Annotated in this window: 11 protein-coding genes, 1 tRNA gene, 1 pseudogene and 1 riboswitch; of the genes and pseudogenes, 4 read left to right on the top strand and 9 right to left on the bottom strand. The window is 70.5% G+C overall.

What is annotated here, in order from left to right; all coding sequences use genetic code 11:
• Positions 1-14: 14 nt before the first annotated feature.
• Genes N865_RS04855 through N865_RS04840 form a run of 4 tightly spaced genes read right to left on the bottom strand, consistent with a single transcriptional unit; the run spans position 15 to position 5,902 of the window.
• A complete protein-coding gene (locus N865_RS04855) occupies positions 15-1,646 on the bottom strand; it encodes a peptide ligase PGM1-related protein (protein WP_245603665.1) in 1,632 nt (543 codons plus the stop codon).
• Positions 1,643-2,791 carry an adenylate/guanylate cyclase domain-containing response regulator gene (locus N865_RS04850; protein WP_051510188.1) on the bottom strand — a complete coding sequence of 383 codons (1,149 nt, stop codon included), beginning with the start codon at positions 2,789-2,791 and terminating at the stop codon, positions 1,643-1,645. Before N865_RS04850 ends, N865_RS04855 begins: the two co-directional genes overlap by 4 nt.
• Complete coding sequence (locus tag N865_RS04845; RefSeq protein WP_051510185.1) at positions 2,788-3,222, bottom strand: response regulator; 435 nt, start codon at positions 3,220-3,222, stop codon at positions 2,788-2,790. Before N865_RS04845 ends, N865_RS04850 begins: the two co-directional genes overlap by 4 nt.
• A complete protein-coding gene (locus N865_RS04840) occupies positions 3,215-5,902 on the bottom strand; it encodes a GAF domain-containing protein (RefSeq protein WP_245603664.1) in 2,688 nt (895 codons plus the stop codon). Before N865_RS04840 ends, N865_RS04845 begins: the two co-directional genes overlap by 8 nt.
• 129 nt (positions 5,903-6,031) lie before the next feature.
• Here N865_RS04840 and N865_RS04835 point away from each other — a divergent pair, with 129 nt between their 5' ends.
• Positions 6,032-6,850: a DUF72 domain-containing protein gene (locus tag N865_RS04835; RefSeq protein WP_034802215.1), complete on the top strand. Its 819-nt coding sequence runs from the start codon at positions 6,032-6,034 to the stop codon at positions 6,848-6,850.
• 4 nt (positions 6,851-6,854) lie between these two features.
• Here the strand turns inward: N865_RS04835 and N865_RS04830 are convergent, their stop codons facing one another.
• Complete coding sequence (locus N865_RS04830) at positions 6,855-7,301, bottom strand: aromatic ring-opening dioxygenase LigA (RefSeq protein ID WP_169735699.1); 447 nt, start codon at positions 7,299-7,301, stop codon at positions 6,855-6,857.
• Between the two features lie 232 nt (positions 7,302-7,533).
• Between N865_RS04830 and N865_RS04825 the strand changes: the two genes are divergently transcribed.
• Positions 7,534-8,040 carry a hypothetical protein gene (locus N865_RS04825; RefSeq protein WP_157557565.1) on the top strand — a complete coding sequence of 169 codons (507 nt, stop codon included), beginning with the start codon at positions 7,534-7,536 and terminating at the stop codon, positions 8,038-8,040.
• 35 nt (positions 8,041-8,075) lie between these two features.
• Here N865_RS04825 and helR read toward each other — a convergent pair whose 3' ends face one another.
• Positions 8,076-10,304, bottom strand: coding sequence for an RNA polymerase recycling motor ATPase HelR (gene helR, locus N865_RS04820; protein ID WP_245603663.1), 2,229 nt, complete (start codon positions 10,302-10,304; stop codon positions 8,076-8,078).
• 201 nt (positions 10,305-10,505) lie between these two features.
• On the opposite strand from helR, the gene pip reads away from it, so the two are divergent.
• On the top strand, positions 10,506-11,450 hold the full coding sequence (gene pip, locus N865_RS04815) for a prolyl aminopeptidase (RefSeq protein ID WP_034802210.1): 945 nt from the start codon (positions 10,506-10,508) through the stop codon (positions 11,448-11,450).
• A 363-nt stretch (positions 11,451-11,813) separates the two neighbouring features.
• The gene (locus N865_RS21610; protein ID WP_051510180.1) at positions 11,814-12,302 is read left to right on the top strand and encodes a hypothetical protein; all 489 of its coding nucleotides are present in this window, start codon (positions 11,814-11,816) and stop codon (positions 12,300-12,302) included.
• Positions 12,303-12,428: 126 nt separating this feature from the next.
• On the opposite strand, the gene N865_RS04805 is transcribed toward N865_RS21610, so the two are convergent.
• From N865_RS04805 to N865_RS04795, 3 genes and pseudogenes are all read right to left on the bottom strand, one after another.
• Positions 12,429-12,501, bottom strand: a tRNA-Thr gene (locus N865_RS04805).
• Between the two features lie 164 nt (positions 12,502-12,665).
• Positions 12,666-13,367, bottom strand: coding sequence for a transglycosylase family protein (locus tag N865_RS04800; RefSeq protein ID WP_034802207.1), 702 nt, complete (start codon positions 13,365-13,367; stop codon positions 12,666-12,668).
• 5 nt (positions 13,368-13,372) lie between these two features.
• A riboswitch (cyclic di-AMP (ydaO/yuaA leader) is annotated at positions 13,373-13,530 on the bottom strand.
• Between the two features lie 240 nt (positions 13,531-13,770).
• Positions 13,771-14,568 (bottom strand): annotated as a pseudogene (locus N865_RS04795) (serine/threonine-protein kinase); the annotation flags it as partial.

The raw sequence follows: 14,568 nt of genomic DNA, 5'->3' as shown, positions 1-14,568 counted from the left end.
CCCCGCCCCACGGCTCACAGGGGGAGCTCCCGGGGCGCGAGCGAGGCCCGCGCCTCGGCCAGGAGCGCCGACTCCGCCCGGTCGAACACATCCTGGGCGGAGTCTGGCGTTGCTCCGATGGCGGTCATCCCGACCCGGCCGCACTCGGTGATGCTGCTGATCATGTGGAACACGATGCCGACCTGACGCGCCGGGTCGAACTGGAGACCGGCCCGGGCGACGAGATCGAAGAGGTCGGCCACTCGCAGCCCCTTGAGCGCCTCGTCCTGGAGGTGGTCGGTCGCGACGAGGTGTCGCTCCTCGCCCGAGGGAGTGAGGAAGTGCGCAGAGGCTGGCTCGTACGCGCCGTCCGTCAGGAACTGCAGCGTGAGGAACGGATGGGTCGTGCCACCCTTGCGCAGGTTGACCTCGATGGCGTGGGCCTCCCAGGTGTCGCCGTGGCGCACCACGACGAAGTCGAGGGCGAAGCGGCCGATCACCCCGGCAGCGGCCAGCCGCTCCCCCACGCGACGGGCCGCCTCGGTGATGGTCATGGCGTATGCCGGGTCGGCCGGGAAACGCGCACCCAGGTAGGCCTGACCGGTCGGGCCGCCGAGGACCTGGTCGTGGGTCGACAGGAGCTCCAGGTCTCCCAGGGGGGTCACCCGCAGCTGGACGCTCGGGCTCCTCAGCTCATCGCCGACGATGCGCTCCTCGACGATGCCCCCGCGCTCCGCGAGCTTGGCGAGGTAGTCGTCGAGGCCGATGGTCTCGTCCTCGAGCTGCATCGCCCGGACGCGCGACTCGACCTGAGCGTAGGCATCGGGCGCGGTCGGCTCGATGCCCCGCAGGTCCACCAGCGCGTTGCCGGAGCCCGACGTGCCCTCGTCGAGCTTGACCATCGCCCAGTCTGACCTTGGCCTCGACGAGCGCAGCCCGACGAGGGCCACGACGACGTCCTCGACGGAGTGGAGGTCCTCGGCGCCCTCGGGATGCGCCACCCCGGACTCGGCGAAGAGTCTGCGGCACCCCGACTTGGTGCCGTAGGGGAAGTGGCGGGGGTCAGCGGCATACATGGGGATCCCCAGCTGCAGGGCGAGGTCACGTTCCCGCGTCGTGCTCGTGTAGGGGATGAGATGGCTGCTCGCGCGGTCAGGCACGAGCGACGCGAGCTCCGCGAGCATCCGGGGGCGCGCGAGCAGCTTGTCGGTGAGCGGCGTCCCCGACCCGTCACCGACGGAGAAGAGTGTGAGCCTCGCCCGCGCATGGCTCGGGATGACCCCGGGCAGGAGCGACAGGTAGTACTCGATGATCTGCGGGTCGACGGGCATCGAGGAGACGTAGATCATGCGCAGGTGCGGCTGCCGGAGCAGGAGCAGCAGGAAGAGGAGCCGCTCCTCGAGGGCCTGGTTGACCGCTCCCGCCGTCCCCGCGACCCGGTTGACGGTCATCGAGGGCACGACCACCACCGACTCGCTCGGGGCGCCGGTCCCCACCAGCCGCCAGACGTCGGGCAGGCGGGCCTGCAGCACGTCGAAGGCTGCGTAGCGTCCTGCCTCGTCCAGGTCGTCCAGCAGCGGTCCTGCCGTCGGCGCCCCTGCAGCCCCTGCTGGAGCCCCTGCTGCAGCCCCTGCTGTCGGCCGTGCTGGCGATGTCCGCATGCTCATGAGGACGCCTCCCTTCCTGTTGCGCCGAGCACTTCGAAGACGTCGACCGGACGGGCGAGCCCGTGCAGCTCGATGGCCCCGAGCGCGCGCGTCTCGAAGACCTCGCTGACCGCGGCCCGCACGCGCGGGCTGATGAGGACCTGGTCTGCCCTCGCCTGGGAGCAGAGCCGTGCAGCGACGTTGGTCACCGTGCCGATCGCGGCGTAGTCCCAGCGGCCCTCGAAGCCGACGCGGCCGAGGGTCGCGAAGCCCTGGGCGATCCCCACCCCGAAACCGAGCGAGTACCCGTCACGGCGCCAGCCCTCAGCCAGCTCGGCCACCCGGCGGCGCATCGCCAGCGCCATGCGGACCGCCCGCTCCGGGGCGTCGGCACAGGGCGGGGGGTCGTTGAAGAAGACCATGAGCCCGTCGCCGGCGAAGTGCTCGAGCGTTCCCTCGTAGGCGAAGACGAGCTCGCCCAGCGCGGCGTGGTAGTCGCGCAGCACCGCCATCGTGGCCTCCGGCTCCGAGGTCTCGGCGAATGCCGTGAAGCCCCGCAGGTCGGCGAACACGACGGTGATGTCACGTCGGTGGGACTCGAGGAACGAGTCGTCGCCACTCTCGACGATGAGGCGAGCGATCTGGGGCGACAGGAAGCGCTGGAGGCGGCCGAGCCGCTCGAGGGACCGGACCTGTGCGGAGACCCGCTCCTCGAGCTCGCGGTTCCACTGCTCCAGGGCGTTCGCCTGGTCGATGACGGTGTCGTGGAGGCGCTTGACCCGTGCGAGCGAGCGGACGCGAGCGAGCAGCTCGGCCTGGTCGAAGGGCTTGGTGATGAAGTCGTCGGCCCCGACCTCGAGCGCGCGCAGACGCTGCTGGGTTCCGCTCGCGGTCACCATGATCACCGGTAGCAGCGAGGTCCCGGTCCCTGTCTTGATCCGCTCACACGTCTCGTAGCCGTCCATGCCCGGCATGAGGACGTCGAGCAGGACGACATCCACCGCCGTCCTATCGAGGACGGCGAGCGCCTCCTCGCCCGACTCGGCCAACAGCACGGTGAAACCGCGGGGCTCGAGGACCGCGTGCATGAGCTTGCGGTTCTGCTCGAGGTCGTCGACGACGAGGACCGAGACCTCATCGCCGATCGAGGCGAGGGGCGGCGTCATGAGCCGCTCCCCGTTCCCGGCGCTGCGCTCCTCAGGTACTGCCGAACCTGGGCAGGGAAGTCGCGAACGCTGATCGGCTTCTCGAGGTAGCCGTCGAACCCGGCGTCGATCGCCTTCTCGCGGTCGCGGCGCATCGCGAAGGCCGTGAGGGCGACGACCGGGACGTCAGCGCTCCGGCTGTCCTGCCGGATCTGCGCGAGGGCCTCGTAGCCATCGATCCCCGGGAGCTGGATGTCCATGAGCACGAGATCGGGACGCACGCTCGCAGCGAGCGCGACAGCCTCCTCACCCGTGACGGCCACGTGGACGGAGAAGCCGGCGTGCTCGAGGACGTCGTGGGCCAGCTTGAGGTTGCGCGGGTTGTCCTCGACGAGGAGGACAACAGGCTGGCGCGCCTCGGGCGGGCGTGCCTTCGCGGAGGACTCAGTCATCGCCGGCACCCTCCCGGCCGCCGCCCTGCTCGCCCGGACCAGACCCTCCGGTGGCCACCGCCGCCAGGCGCTTGGCGAGGTCGGCGAGGTCGAGCCCGGCCTTCTGGGCGACGAAGGCGATCCGGCCCTCGAGGCGTTCCCGGTCGCGCGGTGTGAGCGGCTTGGCGGTGAGCACGACGATGGGCGGCCCCGACGCCCTGAGGTCCGGACGCAGCTGCTCGATGACGGCGAAGCCGTCGACCTCTGGCATGAGCAGGTCCATGATGACGACCGACGGCGCGACGGCGCGCACGAGCTCGGCGGCGTCCTGACCCCCCGAGCACGTGTGCACCGTCCAGCCGAGGGGCTCGAGGGTGCTGCGCACGAGCTTGAGCGCCAGGGGGTCGTCGTCGACGATGACCGCGCTGAGGTCCGCGACGTCCGCATCGCGGTCGGCCGCGACGGGCGCCGGAAGAGCCCGCTCGACCGCCGCCAGCAGGTGCTCGCCCCTCACCGGCTTGACGAGGTACTCCGCTGCGCCGAGGGCGAACCCGCGCCCGCGCTCCGGCTCCACGCTGACGACCACGACGGGGAGGCCTGCCGTTGCCGCCTCGCCCTTGAGGGTCGCGAGCACATCCCAGCCGCTCATCCCGGGGAGGTGGATGTCGAGGATGACGGCGGCCGGCTCGAGCATCCGCACCGCGTCGAGCCCGTCCTCTCCGCTGCGGGACACGACCACGGTGAGCCCGGCCGCCTCGAGATGCAGGCTGACGAGCTCGGCCGACCTCGGGTCGTCCTCGATGACGACGACGAGCGGCCCGGTCGGCACTGCGTCCTCGGTCATCCACAGCTCATCGTGCGCGGGGGCGCGACGTTGAGGCTGGGGGATGGACAACCCGAACGTGCTGCCCTCTCCCGGCGTGCTCACGAGCCACATCCGTCCTCCGTGCAGCTCGACGATCCGTTTGGTCAGGGTCAGCCCGAGGCCCGTGCCCTCGGCGGTCGAGGCCGACCGACCGCCCTGCTGGAACGAGTCGAAGATGCGGACCTGGTCGTCGGCCTCGATGCCGACGCCCGTGTCGCTGACGGTGATGACGAGCGAGTCGTCCTCGCGAGTGGCGTGGACCTCGACCCTGCCACCGTCGGGGGTGAACTTGACGGCGTTGCTCAGCAGGTTGAGGAGCACCTGCTTGAGGCGCAGCTCGTCGGCGTCGACCAGACCCAGCGACTCGTCCGCGTCGAGCGTGAGTCGTATGCCGTGGAGCGTGGCACGCTCGCGAACGAGCGCGATCGTCTGGTCGAGGACGTCGGCGATCGGGAAGCTCGTGACATCGAGCTCCATCCGACCCGCCTCGATCTTGGACAGGTCGAGGATGTCGCCGAGGAGGGCGAGCAGGTGCCGACCGGCCGCATGGATGTCCTGGAGGTAGTCCTCCTGCCTCTCGTTGAGCTCCCCGAACATCCGCTCGAGCAGGACCTCGGAGAAGCCGATCACAGCGTTGAGCGGCGTGCGCAGCTCGTGCGACATGCTCGCCAGGAACTCCGACTTGTGCCGGCTCGCCTGCGCGAGCTCGATGCTCTGCCTCTCGAGCTGCTGGTACAGCCGCGCGTTGGTCAGGGCGACGGCCGACTGGCTGGCGAACGCCGTGAGCATCTCGCACGTGTCGGCGCTGAAGGAGCCGGGGCTCTTGCGGCGCACGACCAGGGCCCCGACGACGCGGTCGGGGCGGACCAGCGGGATGGCGATGAGGGATCGCCAGCCCGACTCGAAGAGGATCCGCAGGTGGGGGTCGAGGGGAACGCCGGCGAGGTCGGTGATCTGGTGGACCGCCCGGTCGCGGGCGGCGCGCCCCACCCACGTCTCGTCGATGTGGATCTCGGCCTCCCGCAGGGCGGCGATGACGTCGGGGCTCGTGCCGTAGGCGGTGCGGACGTTGAACGTGCGCGAGGCGTCGTCGTACTCCATGAGCGAGCCGCCGTCGGTCCCGGAGAGCTGGACAGCGCGGCTGACGATCATCGTCAGGACCTCGTCCGGGTCGAGGGAGGAGCTGATCGCCTCGCCGACGTCGGCCAGGGCCTCGAGCTGGTCGACCTTGCGCCCCAGCTCGGCGGACCGGCTCTCGAGAGCGGTGAAGAGCTGCACGTGCCGCACGGCGAGGGCAGCCTGTTCCGCGAAGGTGCTGAGCAGCGCCTCCTCGTCCTCGTCGAACGGGTCCACCTCGGTGCGCCAGACCGAGAGCGCGCCCACGACCCGCTCACCGACGAGCATGGGGGCGCCCATCATCGAGCGGTACCCGCCGAGGCGTTGGAAGTCGGTCCGGCCGTACTCGGGGTCGGCAAGGACGTCAGGGATGTGCTGGGTGACCCGGTCGAGCGTCACCCGACCGACCAGCGTCGCGCGATCGCGTCGGATGGGGTGTCTCGCGATGAAGTCGCGGAACTCCCGGCTCATCCCGACCGACCGCGCGAGGTGGTAGCTGTCGCCCTCCACGAGGTAGATCTGCGCGACCTGGGCGTTCAGCAACCGGCGCGCGTTCTCGACCACCGCGTCGAAGACCTGCTCCTGCGCCGACGAGTCACTGGCGAGCACCGCGAGGATGTCGCTCGTCGCCCTGAACTGCTCCTGGGCCCGGGCCAGCCGACCCTCCAGCGTGCCCACGCTGGGCGCGACATCGCCGGGTCCTGCGCCGAGCTCACGCACCCGAGTCCCCCTCCCCTTGCCCGTTGGGGGTGCGGGGGTGCACCCCATCAGCAGTGTCCTCCGAGATCGCGGCGTTCGGGCGCGGTTCGGGCGAAGCCGCACCGCCCGCCTCGCGCTACGGTCGACCGGGTGGGCCCCTACTTCGTCGGCGTGTCCGGGTGGCGCTACCCGTCGTGGCGGGGCGACTTCTACCCGCGCGGCCTGCCGCAACGTCTCGAGCTGACGTATGCCGCGGAGCGGATGACCGCGATCGAGATAAACGGGTCGTTCTACTCCCTCCAGCGGCCCACGTCGTATGCCACGTGGCGGGCAGCCGTGCCGCCCTCCCTCGTGTTCGCGGTCAAGGGCGGCCGGTTCATCACCCACATGCGCCAGCTCGTCGGGGTGGAGTCAGCCGTGGCGAACTTCTTCGCCTCGGGCGTTCTCGGCCTCGGGCCGCAGCTCGGGCCGATCCTGTGGCAGCTGCCCGAGCGCCTCGTCTTCGACCGGGAGCGGGTGGAGTCGTTCCTGGCCCTGCTCCCGCGCACGACCGGCGAGGCTGCTGCCCTCGCCGCCCGGCATGACGACAAGGTGCCCGAGGACCGGGCCCTCACGACGTGCGAGGTGGACGTGCCGGTGCGGCACGCCCTTGAACCCCGCCACCCCAGCTACGACACGGCCGACGCCCGAGCGCTGCTCGCGGCATACGACGTCTGCACGGTCATCGCCGACAGTGCAGGGCGATGGCCGCAGCTGCACGACGCGACGAGCGACTTTCGGTACGTCCGCCTCCACGGCGAGACCGAGCTCTACGCGAGCGGCTACACGCCGCGGTCGCTCGACCGGTGGGCGGACCAGTGCCGGCAGTGGGCGTCGGAGGGACACGACGTCCACGTCTACTTCGACAACGACGCGAAGGGCCGGGCGCCGCACGACGCGGTCGCCCTCCTCGAACGCCTCCGGGACTGACGACTCAGGGTCCCGCTGGCCGCACCTCCGACCTCAGGGCCCGGCGCACGGCGAGCAGGGCCACCCCGATCAGGATGAGGACGAGGCCCAGGCCGGCCGCCATGAGCGCGACACCGAAGGCCACGACCGACGTGAAGAGCGACGCGCGGAGGAACGAGGCGGTCATGACGGTCTGGCGCTTGGGGTCGTCCTGCGCCATCTCGGCATACGTCTTGCCTCCGCTCGCCTCGAGGGCGTGCTTCTCGATGACGTTGGCTTCGGCGTATGCCGTGAGCGGCCCGTTGACGGGCTGGCCGGCGAACATGTCGGCGTCCTTGGACACCGTGATCTTCTCGTCCGCGAGCTGCTTCTGGACGGTGAACCACGTGATGCCGCCGGCGACGAGCATGACCGCACCGACGACGATGACGATCCAGGCGATGACGGAGATGCTGCGAGTTCTGTCTTGCACGGGTACCTCCGAGGGCGTGATGAGCTCCTGAGACCTGCACAACAGTCCCATCATGGCGCGGAGGCGTGAGCGGGTGTGGCGAACGGCCGACAGATCCTGAGAGAAGTCTTGGAGTTCTCGCAGAGAACCACGGACCTCGTATCAGGTCCGGGCGAACGCGCCTCTCGTGCAGAGGTGGCCGTTCGCCACTCCAGTGCCTGGGGAGGCACTGTCAAACAGGGAGGGAATGCACATGAAGGTTCGGACTGCGATCGGAATGGTCATGGCTGGCTCGGGTCTGCTTGCGCTGCAGGCGGTTCCGGCGCTTGCGGCAGGGGGCGACCACACGGTCACGATGACGGAGCACCAGCACGGCACGTGGACCGAGCAGGGGGACACGGACTTCTGCACCAACGAGCTGATCACGCCGACGATCACCGGCAACTCGGTGTTCCACGAGACGTACTTCCCGGCGGGCGACGAGGTCTGGGGGACGTTCACCACGGAGGGGACCGGATCGTTCCTCCAGCCGTCGTCGGGCCTGACGTTCAGCGGGCGCGTCACCGTGTGGGGCAACTTCAACGTCAACGAGAAGAACAGCAACGACACGTTCACCGCCACATTCAAGCTCTCGGCCGTCGACGGTGACGGGGTGACCCACTACGAGACCGGCCACCAGGTCTTCCACGTCGGCTACAACGCGATCGACCCGATCAACCCGATCGTGACCGTCGAGAAGATGAACGTGACCTGCTCCTGATCCGGAGCCGGCCGGAGCCGGCCGGAGCGGGAGCCTCAGGAGATCGTCAGGATGACGAGCTGCTGGGTCGCCCTGGTCATCGCGACATAGCGGTCGACCGCGCCTTCGATGCCCGTGCCGAGGCCCTCTGGGTCGACGAGGACGACGAGGTCGAACTCGAGTCCCTTCGCCAGCTCAGGGGTCAGCGAGCGGACACGGGAGGTCCCAGTGAACGTGGGATCCCCGATGACACAAGCGATCCCGTCTGCGTGTGCAGCGAGCCACGTGTCGAGGATCGAGGCGCGGTCGGCCGTCGACCCGTGCACGACGGGCAGGCCGCTCTCGCGGATGGAGGTCGGGACGTTGGCCTCCGGCAGGGCGGCCCGGATGACCGGCTCGGCCTCCGCCATGACCTCCTCCGGCGTCCGGTAGTTGATGCTCAGGGAGGCCAGCTCGAGGCGGTCGAGACCGACCCGCTCGAGGCGTTCCTTCCACGACTCGGTGAACCCGTGCCGGGCCTGGGCGCGGTCGCCGACAATGGTGAGGCTGCGGGAGGGGCAGCGGCTCAGCACCATGTGCCACTCGGCATCGGTGAGCTCCTGGGCCTCGTCCACGACCACGTGGGCGAACGGCCCCGCCAGCGAGTCCGGGTCGCGGCCCGCGCCGGGGTCCTCGCTCACGAGCGCGCCTCGCAGGTCCTGGCCGCGGAGCATCGACATGACGTGCATCTCGGAGTCGTCGGTCTCGACCAGGTGGGCGACCACCGCCTCCATCTCCTCGCGCTCGGCAGCGAGGACCGCGTCCCGCTCGCGCCTGCGCCGGGACGCCTCGGGGTCGCCGAGCCGGAGCCGCGCCGCGTCGAGGAGAGGCAGGTCGGACACGGTCCAGGCGCTCGGGTCCGGGCGCTGGAGGCGGCGGACGTCCTCGACGGCGAGCCCGGGGGCGCACCGGCGCAGGTAGGCGGGGACGGACCACAGGTCGCCGACGAGGTCGGTCGCCTCGAGGACCGGCCAGGCCCGGTCGAAGGCCGCCCGCAGCTCGCGGTTGCGCTGGAGGGCCCGGAGGACCTGCTCGGGCGTCGCCTCCTGCTCGACGTCCATGCCGTCGTCGTCGAACCTCCCCTCGAGACCGTGCCGCTCGACGAGGATGCCGAGGAGGGCCTCCCAGATGTCCTCGCGCGCCTCGTTGTGTGGCATGTTGGCGCCGGCCGCGAACGCGTCCGCCCAGTCGTCGCTGCTCAGCCAGACCTCGTCCCACGGGGTGGTGACCGACATCCCCTCGCGGGGTGGCTCCTCGTACAGCGCGACAGCCGGCTCGATCGCCCGGACGAGGTCCACCGACGCCTTGAGCCGGGCCACCTCGGGGTCGGCCTCGGTCACCGCCGCGGCTCCTTCGGGGACGAGGTCGCGCAGCGTGCACGTCTGCACGCCCTCCTCGCCGAGGCTGGGCAGGACGTCGGAGACGTAGGCCAGGTAGGGCTGGTGCGGACCGACGAACAGCACGCCGCCCCGACGGTGCCCGAGGCGCGGGTCGGAGTAGAGCAGGTATGCCGTGCGGTGCAGCGCGACGACCGTCTTGCCGGTGCCTGGGCCCCCGTCGACGACGAGCGCTCCGCGCGATCCGGCACGGATGATGGCGTCCTGGTCGGCCTGGATGGTGCCGAGGACATCCCGCATCCGATCCGACCGGTTGCTGCCGAGGCTCGCGATGAACGCCGACTGGTCGTCCAGCGCAGCATGGTGGTCGACCCCGTCCGGCGAGAACACCTCGTCCCAGTAGTCGGTGACCCGGCCTCGGGTCCAGCGGTAGCGCCGCCGGCTCGACAGTCCCATCGGGTTGGCGTGGGTCGCACCGAAGAACGGCTCGGCCGCGGGCGAGCGCCAGTCGAGCAGGAGTCGGCGACCGGTGGCGTCGGTGAGGCCGAGTCGTCCGATGTAGACGGGCTCGCCGCCGTCCGCGCCGACGATGCGTCCGAGACAGAGGTCGAGGCCGAAGCGACGCAGGGTCCGCAGGCGAGCGGTGAGCCGATGGACCTCCAGGTCGCGGTCCATCGCCGCCTGCCCCCTGCCCGCGGCCGCCTTCCGCGCGACGTCGAGCCGGTAGGACAGGTCGGCGAGCGTCTCCTCGATGGTCTCCGCGATCGCGACGAAGTGCTCCTCGTCCGCGGCGATGAGCGCCGGGTCAGCCTTGGGCGCGAGGCGCTCGGGGAGGTCGAAGGCGCTGGTGGTCGCGGTGTCCAGGCGCCCACCCTCGACGCCACCGTCTGCATCTGCACGTGTTCCCATGCCTGTCCCCCGTCGCTGCCGTTCCCAGTTCAGGCCGACGATTCTGCGCCACGGTGGGGGCCTTGCCGCAAGGCCCCCACTGCGCTATATGTTGGAAATGGAGGAGAGCGATGCTCCCCTCCCCACCTGTCTGCTGGCCGACGCGCAGAGTTCGAGCCGCGACGCCCACTCCGTCCAGCAACCCGACGGCATACTGACCGGATGCGCTATCCCGTCTCCGAGCCGTTCGACTCCGGGGTGCTGGAGACAGGCAGCCACTCCGTCTTCTGGGAACGCGTCGGCAACCCCTCCGGGAAGCCTGCCGTCGTGCTCCACGGCGGCCCTGGATCAGGGGCCACGCCCTGGTGGCGGACCTTCTTCGACTCGGACCGCTACTGCGTGACGCTCTTCGACCAGCGGGGCTGCGGACGCAGCCGTCCACTGGCGAGCGACCCGGACACCGACCTGTCCAGCATCACGACGCAGCACCTCATCGCCGACATCGAGGCCCTTCGGGTCCTCCACGGCATCGACCGTTGGCTCGTCTTCGGCGGGTCGTGGGGTTCGACGCTCGGTCTCGCGTATGCCGTCGAGCATCCTTCGCGGGTCAGCGAGCTTGTGCTCTGGGGCGTCACCACGACGACCCGTCACGAGGTGGACTGGCTCACGTGGAGCATGGGCGAGGTCTACCCGGAGGCATTCTCGGACCTGCTCGCCCTCGTGCCCGACGTGGAGCGGGGTGGGAACGTGCCTGCGGCGTACAACCGGCTGCTCATGAGCGAGGACGAAGAGCTGAGAGACCGCGCCGCCCGTGGATGGTGCGCCTGGGAGGAGCGGCTTGCGACCCTGCAGGGCCCGCCGAACCCGAGCCCTCGCTATGCCGACGCCACGTTCCGGCTCGGCTTCGCCCGGCTCGTGACGCACTTCTTCGGGGCCCATGGCTTCCTGCCCATGGACGGGATCAGTGGACGCCTCGACCGCATCGTCGACATTCCGGCGGTGTTCGTCCGTGGACGGCTCGACATCGCCTCGCCGCTCGGGGTGGTGTGGCGACTGGCCCAACAGCTTCCATTGGCCACGCTCCACGTCGTCGAGGACGAGGACCACGGCGGTGCCGACGTCACCGACCGGCTCCTGGTGAGCGCGACGGATCAGTTCGGGCGATAGGCCCCGCGGCCATGGCCCGGCAGCGGACGGCGGCCAACCCGGTGACCGGGGGCCGGACGGTGCCCTGGGACGCGCCTACGTCACTGCCCAACAATCATGGGCAGTGACGTAGCGCCACCACCCCGCTCGCGACCCCCTACGTCACTGCCCAACAATCGTGAGCAGTGGCGTAGCGCCACCACCCCGCTCGCGACTCCCTACGTCACTGCCCAACAATCGTGGGCAGTGACGTGGACCCCGACGCGCAGGCAGGGCGCCCCGACCGCGACCGAACCGGTCCCACAGGCGACCGTCAACAGGCTCGTGCGCCTTTCGGTGTCCGGAATCACCCCATGAGACGCGGATTCGGGTTTGAATGAGAGGGTGACGCAGCTCGGAGCGAGTGGCATGACGGTGCAGCTCCTTGGGCTGCACCCGACGATTGCTGAGTCCGCGACCGAGCCCGGGTCGTCACTTCCACCTTTCGTCGCACTCCTCATCGCCGTCGCACTCGCCGTGATGCTGGTGGTGACCGCGTTCGCTCTGCTCTTCACGCTCGCGGCGCTCGTCATGGCGGTGGCTGCCATCTTTGTGGCGCTGCGCGCAGCCGCCGCGGTGGCCCTGGTGGTCACGGCCGTCGGGACGATCACTGCGGTGGCTGGTGCCCTCGTCGCGGTCGTGTGTGTCGTCGTCCCGCTGGGCCTCTGCGTGGCCGCGGCGGTAGCGCTGACGGTCCGGGCAACCAGCCGACGCCATCAGGCGCAGGCCGTCGCGGACAGCCCGCCACTCGAGCTGACCGCGGCCCTTGCGCCGGAGCGACCAGCCGCGCGGGTCCCGGGGAGTACGAGCAGCAGAATCGCCGGGGCTGCCTGACTCCGTCGACAACGGGACCGTCGACCACACCGACGACACCCGGTGGTGCGGCACCTGGAACCTGTCAGACGAGGGTGTTCGCGTACCTCGCCGTGACCTGGTAACTGATCGTCGCCAGCCGATGGGAGCTGGCGAGGGGACTCGAACCCCTAACCACCTGTTTACAAGACAGGTGCGCTACCGATTGCGCCACGCCAGCACGTCCCTCTCCCCCTCGCCGGCTGGCGAGACGGCCGGCCGAGCAGGCCGCCAGAGGAACGCGCAAAGCGTAACGGAGCCGAGCGGCATACGGGAAAGGGATCGGCCCCGTCCGAACACGAGGGTCCGGCGGGGCCGATCGACGCACGGCGTCAGGAAGGAGCGTCAGGGCAGGCGGATGACCTGGCCGACGTAGATGATGTTCGGGTCGGCGATGGAGCCTCGGTTGGCGGCGTAGAGCCGCTGCCAGCCGCCTCGGACCTTGTACTGGGCTGCGAGCTTCGACAGGGTGTCGCCCCGCTTGATCGTGATCGCCGCACCCCTGGCGGTCGACACCTGCGGCGCCACGTACCTGTTGACTCGCTTGGTCGTCGACACCGCGTAGGTCTTCTTCTTGACGGGCTTCCTCGGCGAGACCGACTTCTTGGTGATCGCCGTGCGGGTGGTCGACCGCGACGTCGACAACGCGTACGAGCTCGCGCCACCGTTCGACCGGGTGAGGCCGGCCTTGGCCGAGCAGACCGGCCAGGCGCCGGGACCCTGGCTGGCGAGGACGCGCTGCGCGATCGCGATCTGCTGCGAACTGCTCGCGAGGTCGGCGCGCGGCGCGTAGGCGCCGCCGCCGTAACCGAGCCACGTACCGCGGGTGAACTGCAGCCCGCCGTAGAAGCCGTTGCCGGTGTTGATGTGCCAGTTGCCGCCGGACTCACACGCGGCGACCCGGTCCCAGACCGATCCGGCCGCGCTCGCGGAGCCTGCAGTGGTGATGCCGCCGATGACCGTTGCCGCGCCGGCGATGCCGACTCCGGCCATGCGCTGCTTCATGGAGACGCGCTTTTGGGCAGCATGCTTTGGCTGGTAGTGCATGAGGGGATTCCTTCCTGACGTGCGCCTGCGGAGTTAGCTGTCGGGTTGGGGCGTCAGGTGCCCCGTCGCTCTCGCGACCTCACCCCAGGTCGAGACGTCGTCGTCGCCGACCAATATGGGTCCCCCGTCCTCGCCTGGCCCGACTCTCGGGCTGGAGTTCCTGGCTGGCGAGGCTCGGCGCGCTCAGGAACCGGTTTCAATACTGGGTGGCTATGTGGAGTTGTGATGGCCACACGTGTGAAGCCAGACCTTGAGCAACGGCCGCCGGAGGGGTCCTGTCGACCCTCCCGGCCTGATGTGCTGGCCGCCGATCATCGACGGTACGTGAGGGATCAACGACTGACAAGCACCGTCGAGATCATTTCGTGATCTTCCTTCGTCCCCATCAGGGGCCTCGGATGCGCTAAGAGCCGAAGGGGTTGCCGCTGAGCGGAGCCCACGAGACGCTCGAAGAGCCGCTGATTGCCATGTACGCCAAGGCGATTCCCACGACGGTCAGCACGACCGCGAGGACCTCGGAGGGGGGCCCGTCGGGGACGACACGACGCACGATCGACCGCGAACCGCGTCGCAACGACGCGCCGCCGGGGCCCGTCCACAGCATGAGAAGCGCGAGGATCCCGCCGACGAGGACCGTGATGGGCGCCCCAGGCCTGACCTCGGTGCCGCTGGACCCGGACAGGAGCAGGGCGGCGGCGAAGACGCCCGCGAGCCCGACGAGGGCCGGCAGGATCATGCTGACGACCGTCGCGATGGCCCCGATGAGCAGGTGGAGCGGGCTGAGGATGACCGCCCAGGGCACGTCGCTCGGGCGCCGCCCGTGGGCATACCTCCGCACGACGAGACGGGTCACCGTGCGGTCCGTCGCGCGCGCAACCGCCGACCATGCGGCGAGCGCCATCACGGCATACGCAGGCCAGGTGGCGAGGGCGCCCAGCCACGTGGCGGCGAGCCCGATAAGCAGGGCGCGCCGCATTGCGAGCCCGATCCTCGGGTCTCCCTCGCGAGGTGCCACCTCGTTCGTCGGCGCCGGCTCGCCGTGCCCGTCGCGGGGGCCGAGCCCCGCAGGTTCGCCCGGGACCGCGCCGCGCTGCTCGGGGTTTCCCGGGCCGTATGCCGCTGGGCCCGCTCCAGGGGTCCGTGCACCGGGTGCCCCGGTGGACGGCGGGATGGGTCGCGCGGCCGGCCGAGCCGCGGAGGG

It is taken from the genome of Intrasporangium oryzae NRRL B-24470 (genome assembly GCF_000576595.1).
GTDB classification, from domain to species: Bacteria; Actinomycetota; Actinomycetes; order Actinomycetales; family Dermatophilaceae; genus Intrasporangium_C; species Intrasporangium_C oryzae.
Note: the sequence above shows the minus strand (reverse complement) of the source record. Positions and strands in the feature narration are given on the sequence as shown.

What these genes read in the sequence shown, in the direction of transcription:
- N865_RS04845 (WP_051510185.1), bottom strand. Translation starts at nt 3,222, where the DNA reads ATGACTGAGTCCTCCGCGAAGGCACGCCCGCCCGAGGCGCGCCAGCCT.
- N865_RS04850 (WP_051510188.1), bottom strand. Translation starts at nt 2,791, where the DNA reads ATGACGCCGCCCCTCGCCTCGATCGGCGATGAGGTCTCGGTCCTCGTC.
- N865_RS04825 (WP_157557565.1), top strand. Translation starts at nt 7,534, where the DNA reads ATGAAGGTTCGGACTGCGATCGGAATGGTCATGGCTGGCTCGGGTCTG.
- N865_RS04800 (WP_034802207.1), bottom strand. Translation starts at nt 13,367, where the DNA reads ATGCACTACCAGCCAAAGCATGCTGCCCAAAAGCGCGTCTCCATGAAG.
- pip (WP_034802210.1), top strand. Translation starts at nt 10,506, where the DNA reads ATGCGCTATCCCGTCTCCGAGCCGTTCGACTCCGGGGTGCTGGAGACA.
- N865_RS04855 (WP_245603665.1), bottom strand. Translation starts at nt 1,646, where the DNA reads ATGAGCATGCGGACATCGCCAGCACGGCCGACAGCAGGGGCTGCAGCA.
- helR (WP_245603663.1), bottom strand. Translation starts at nt 10,304, where the DNA reads ATGGGAACACGTGCAGATGCAGACGGTGGCGTCGAGGGTGGGCGCCTG.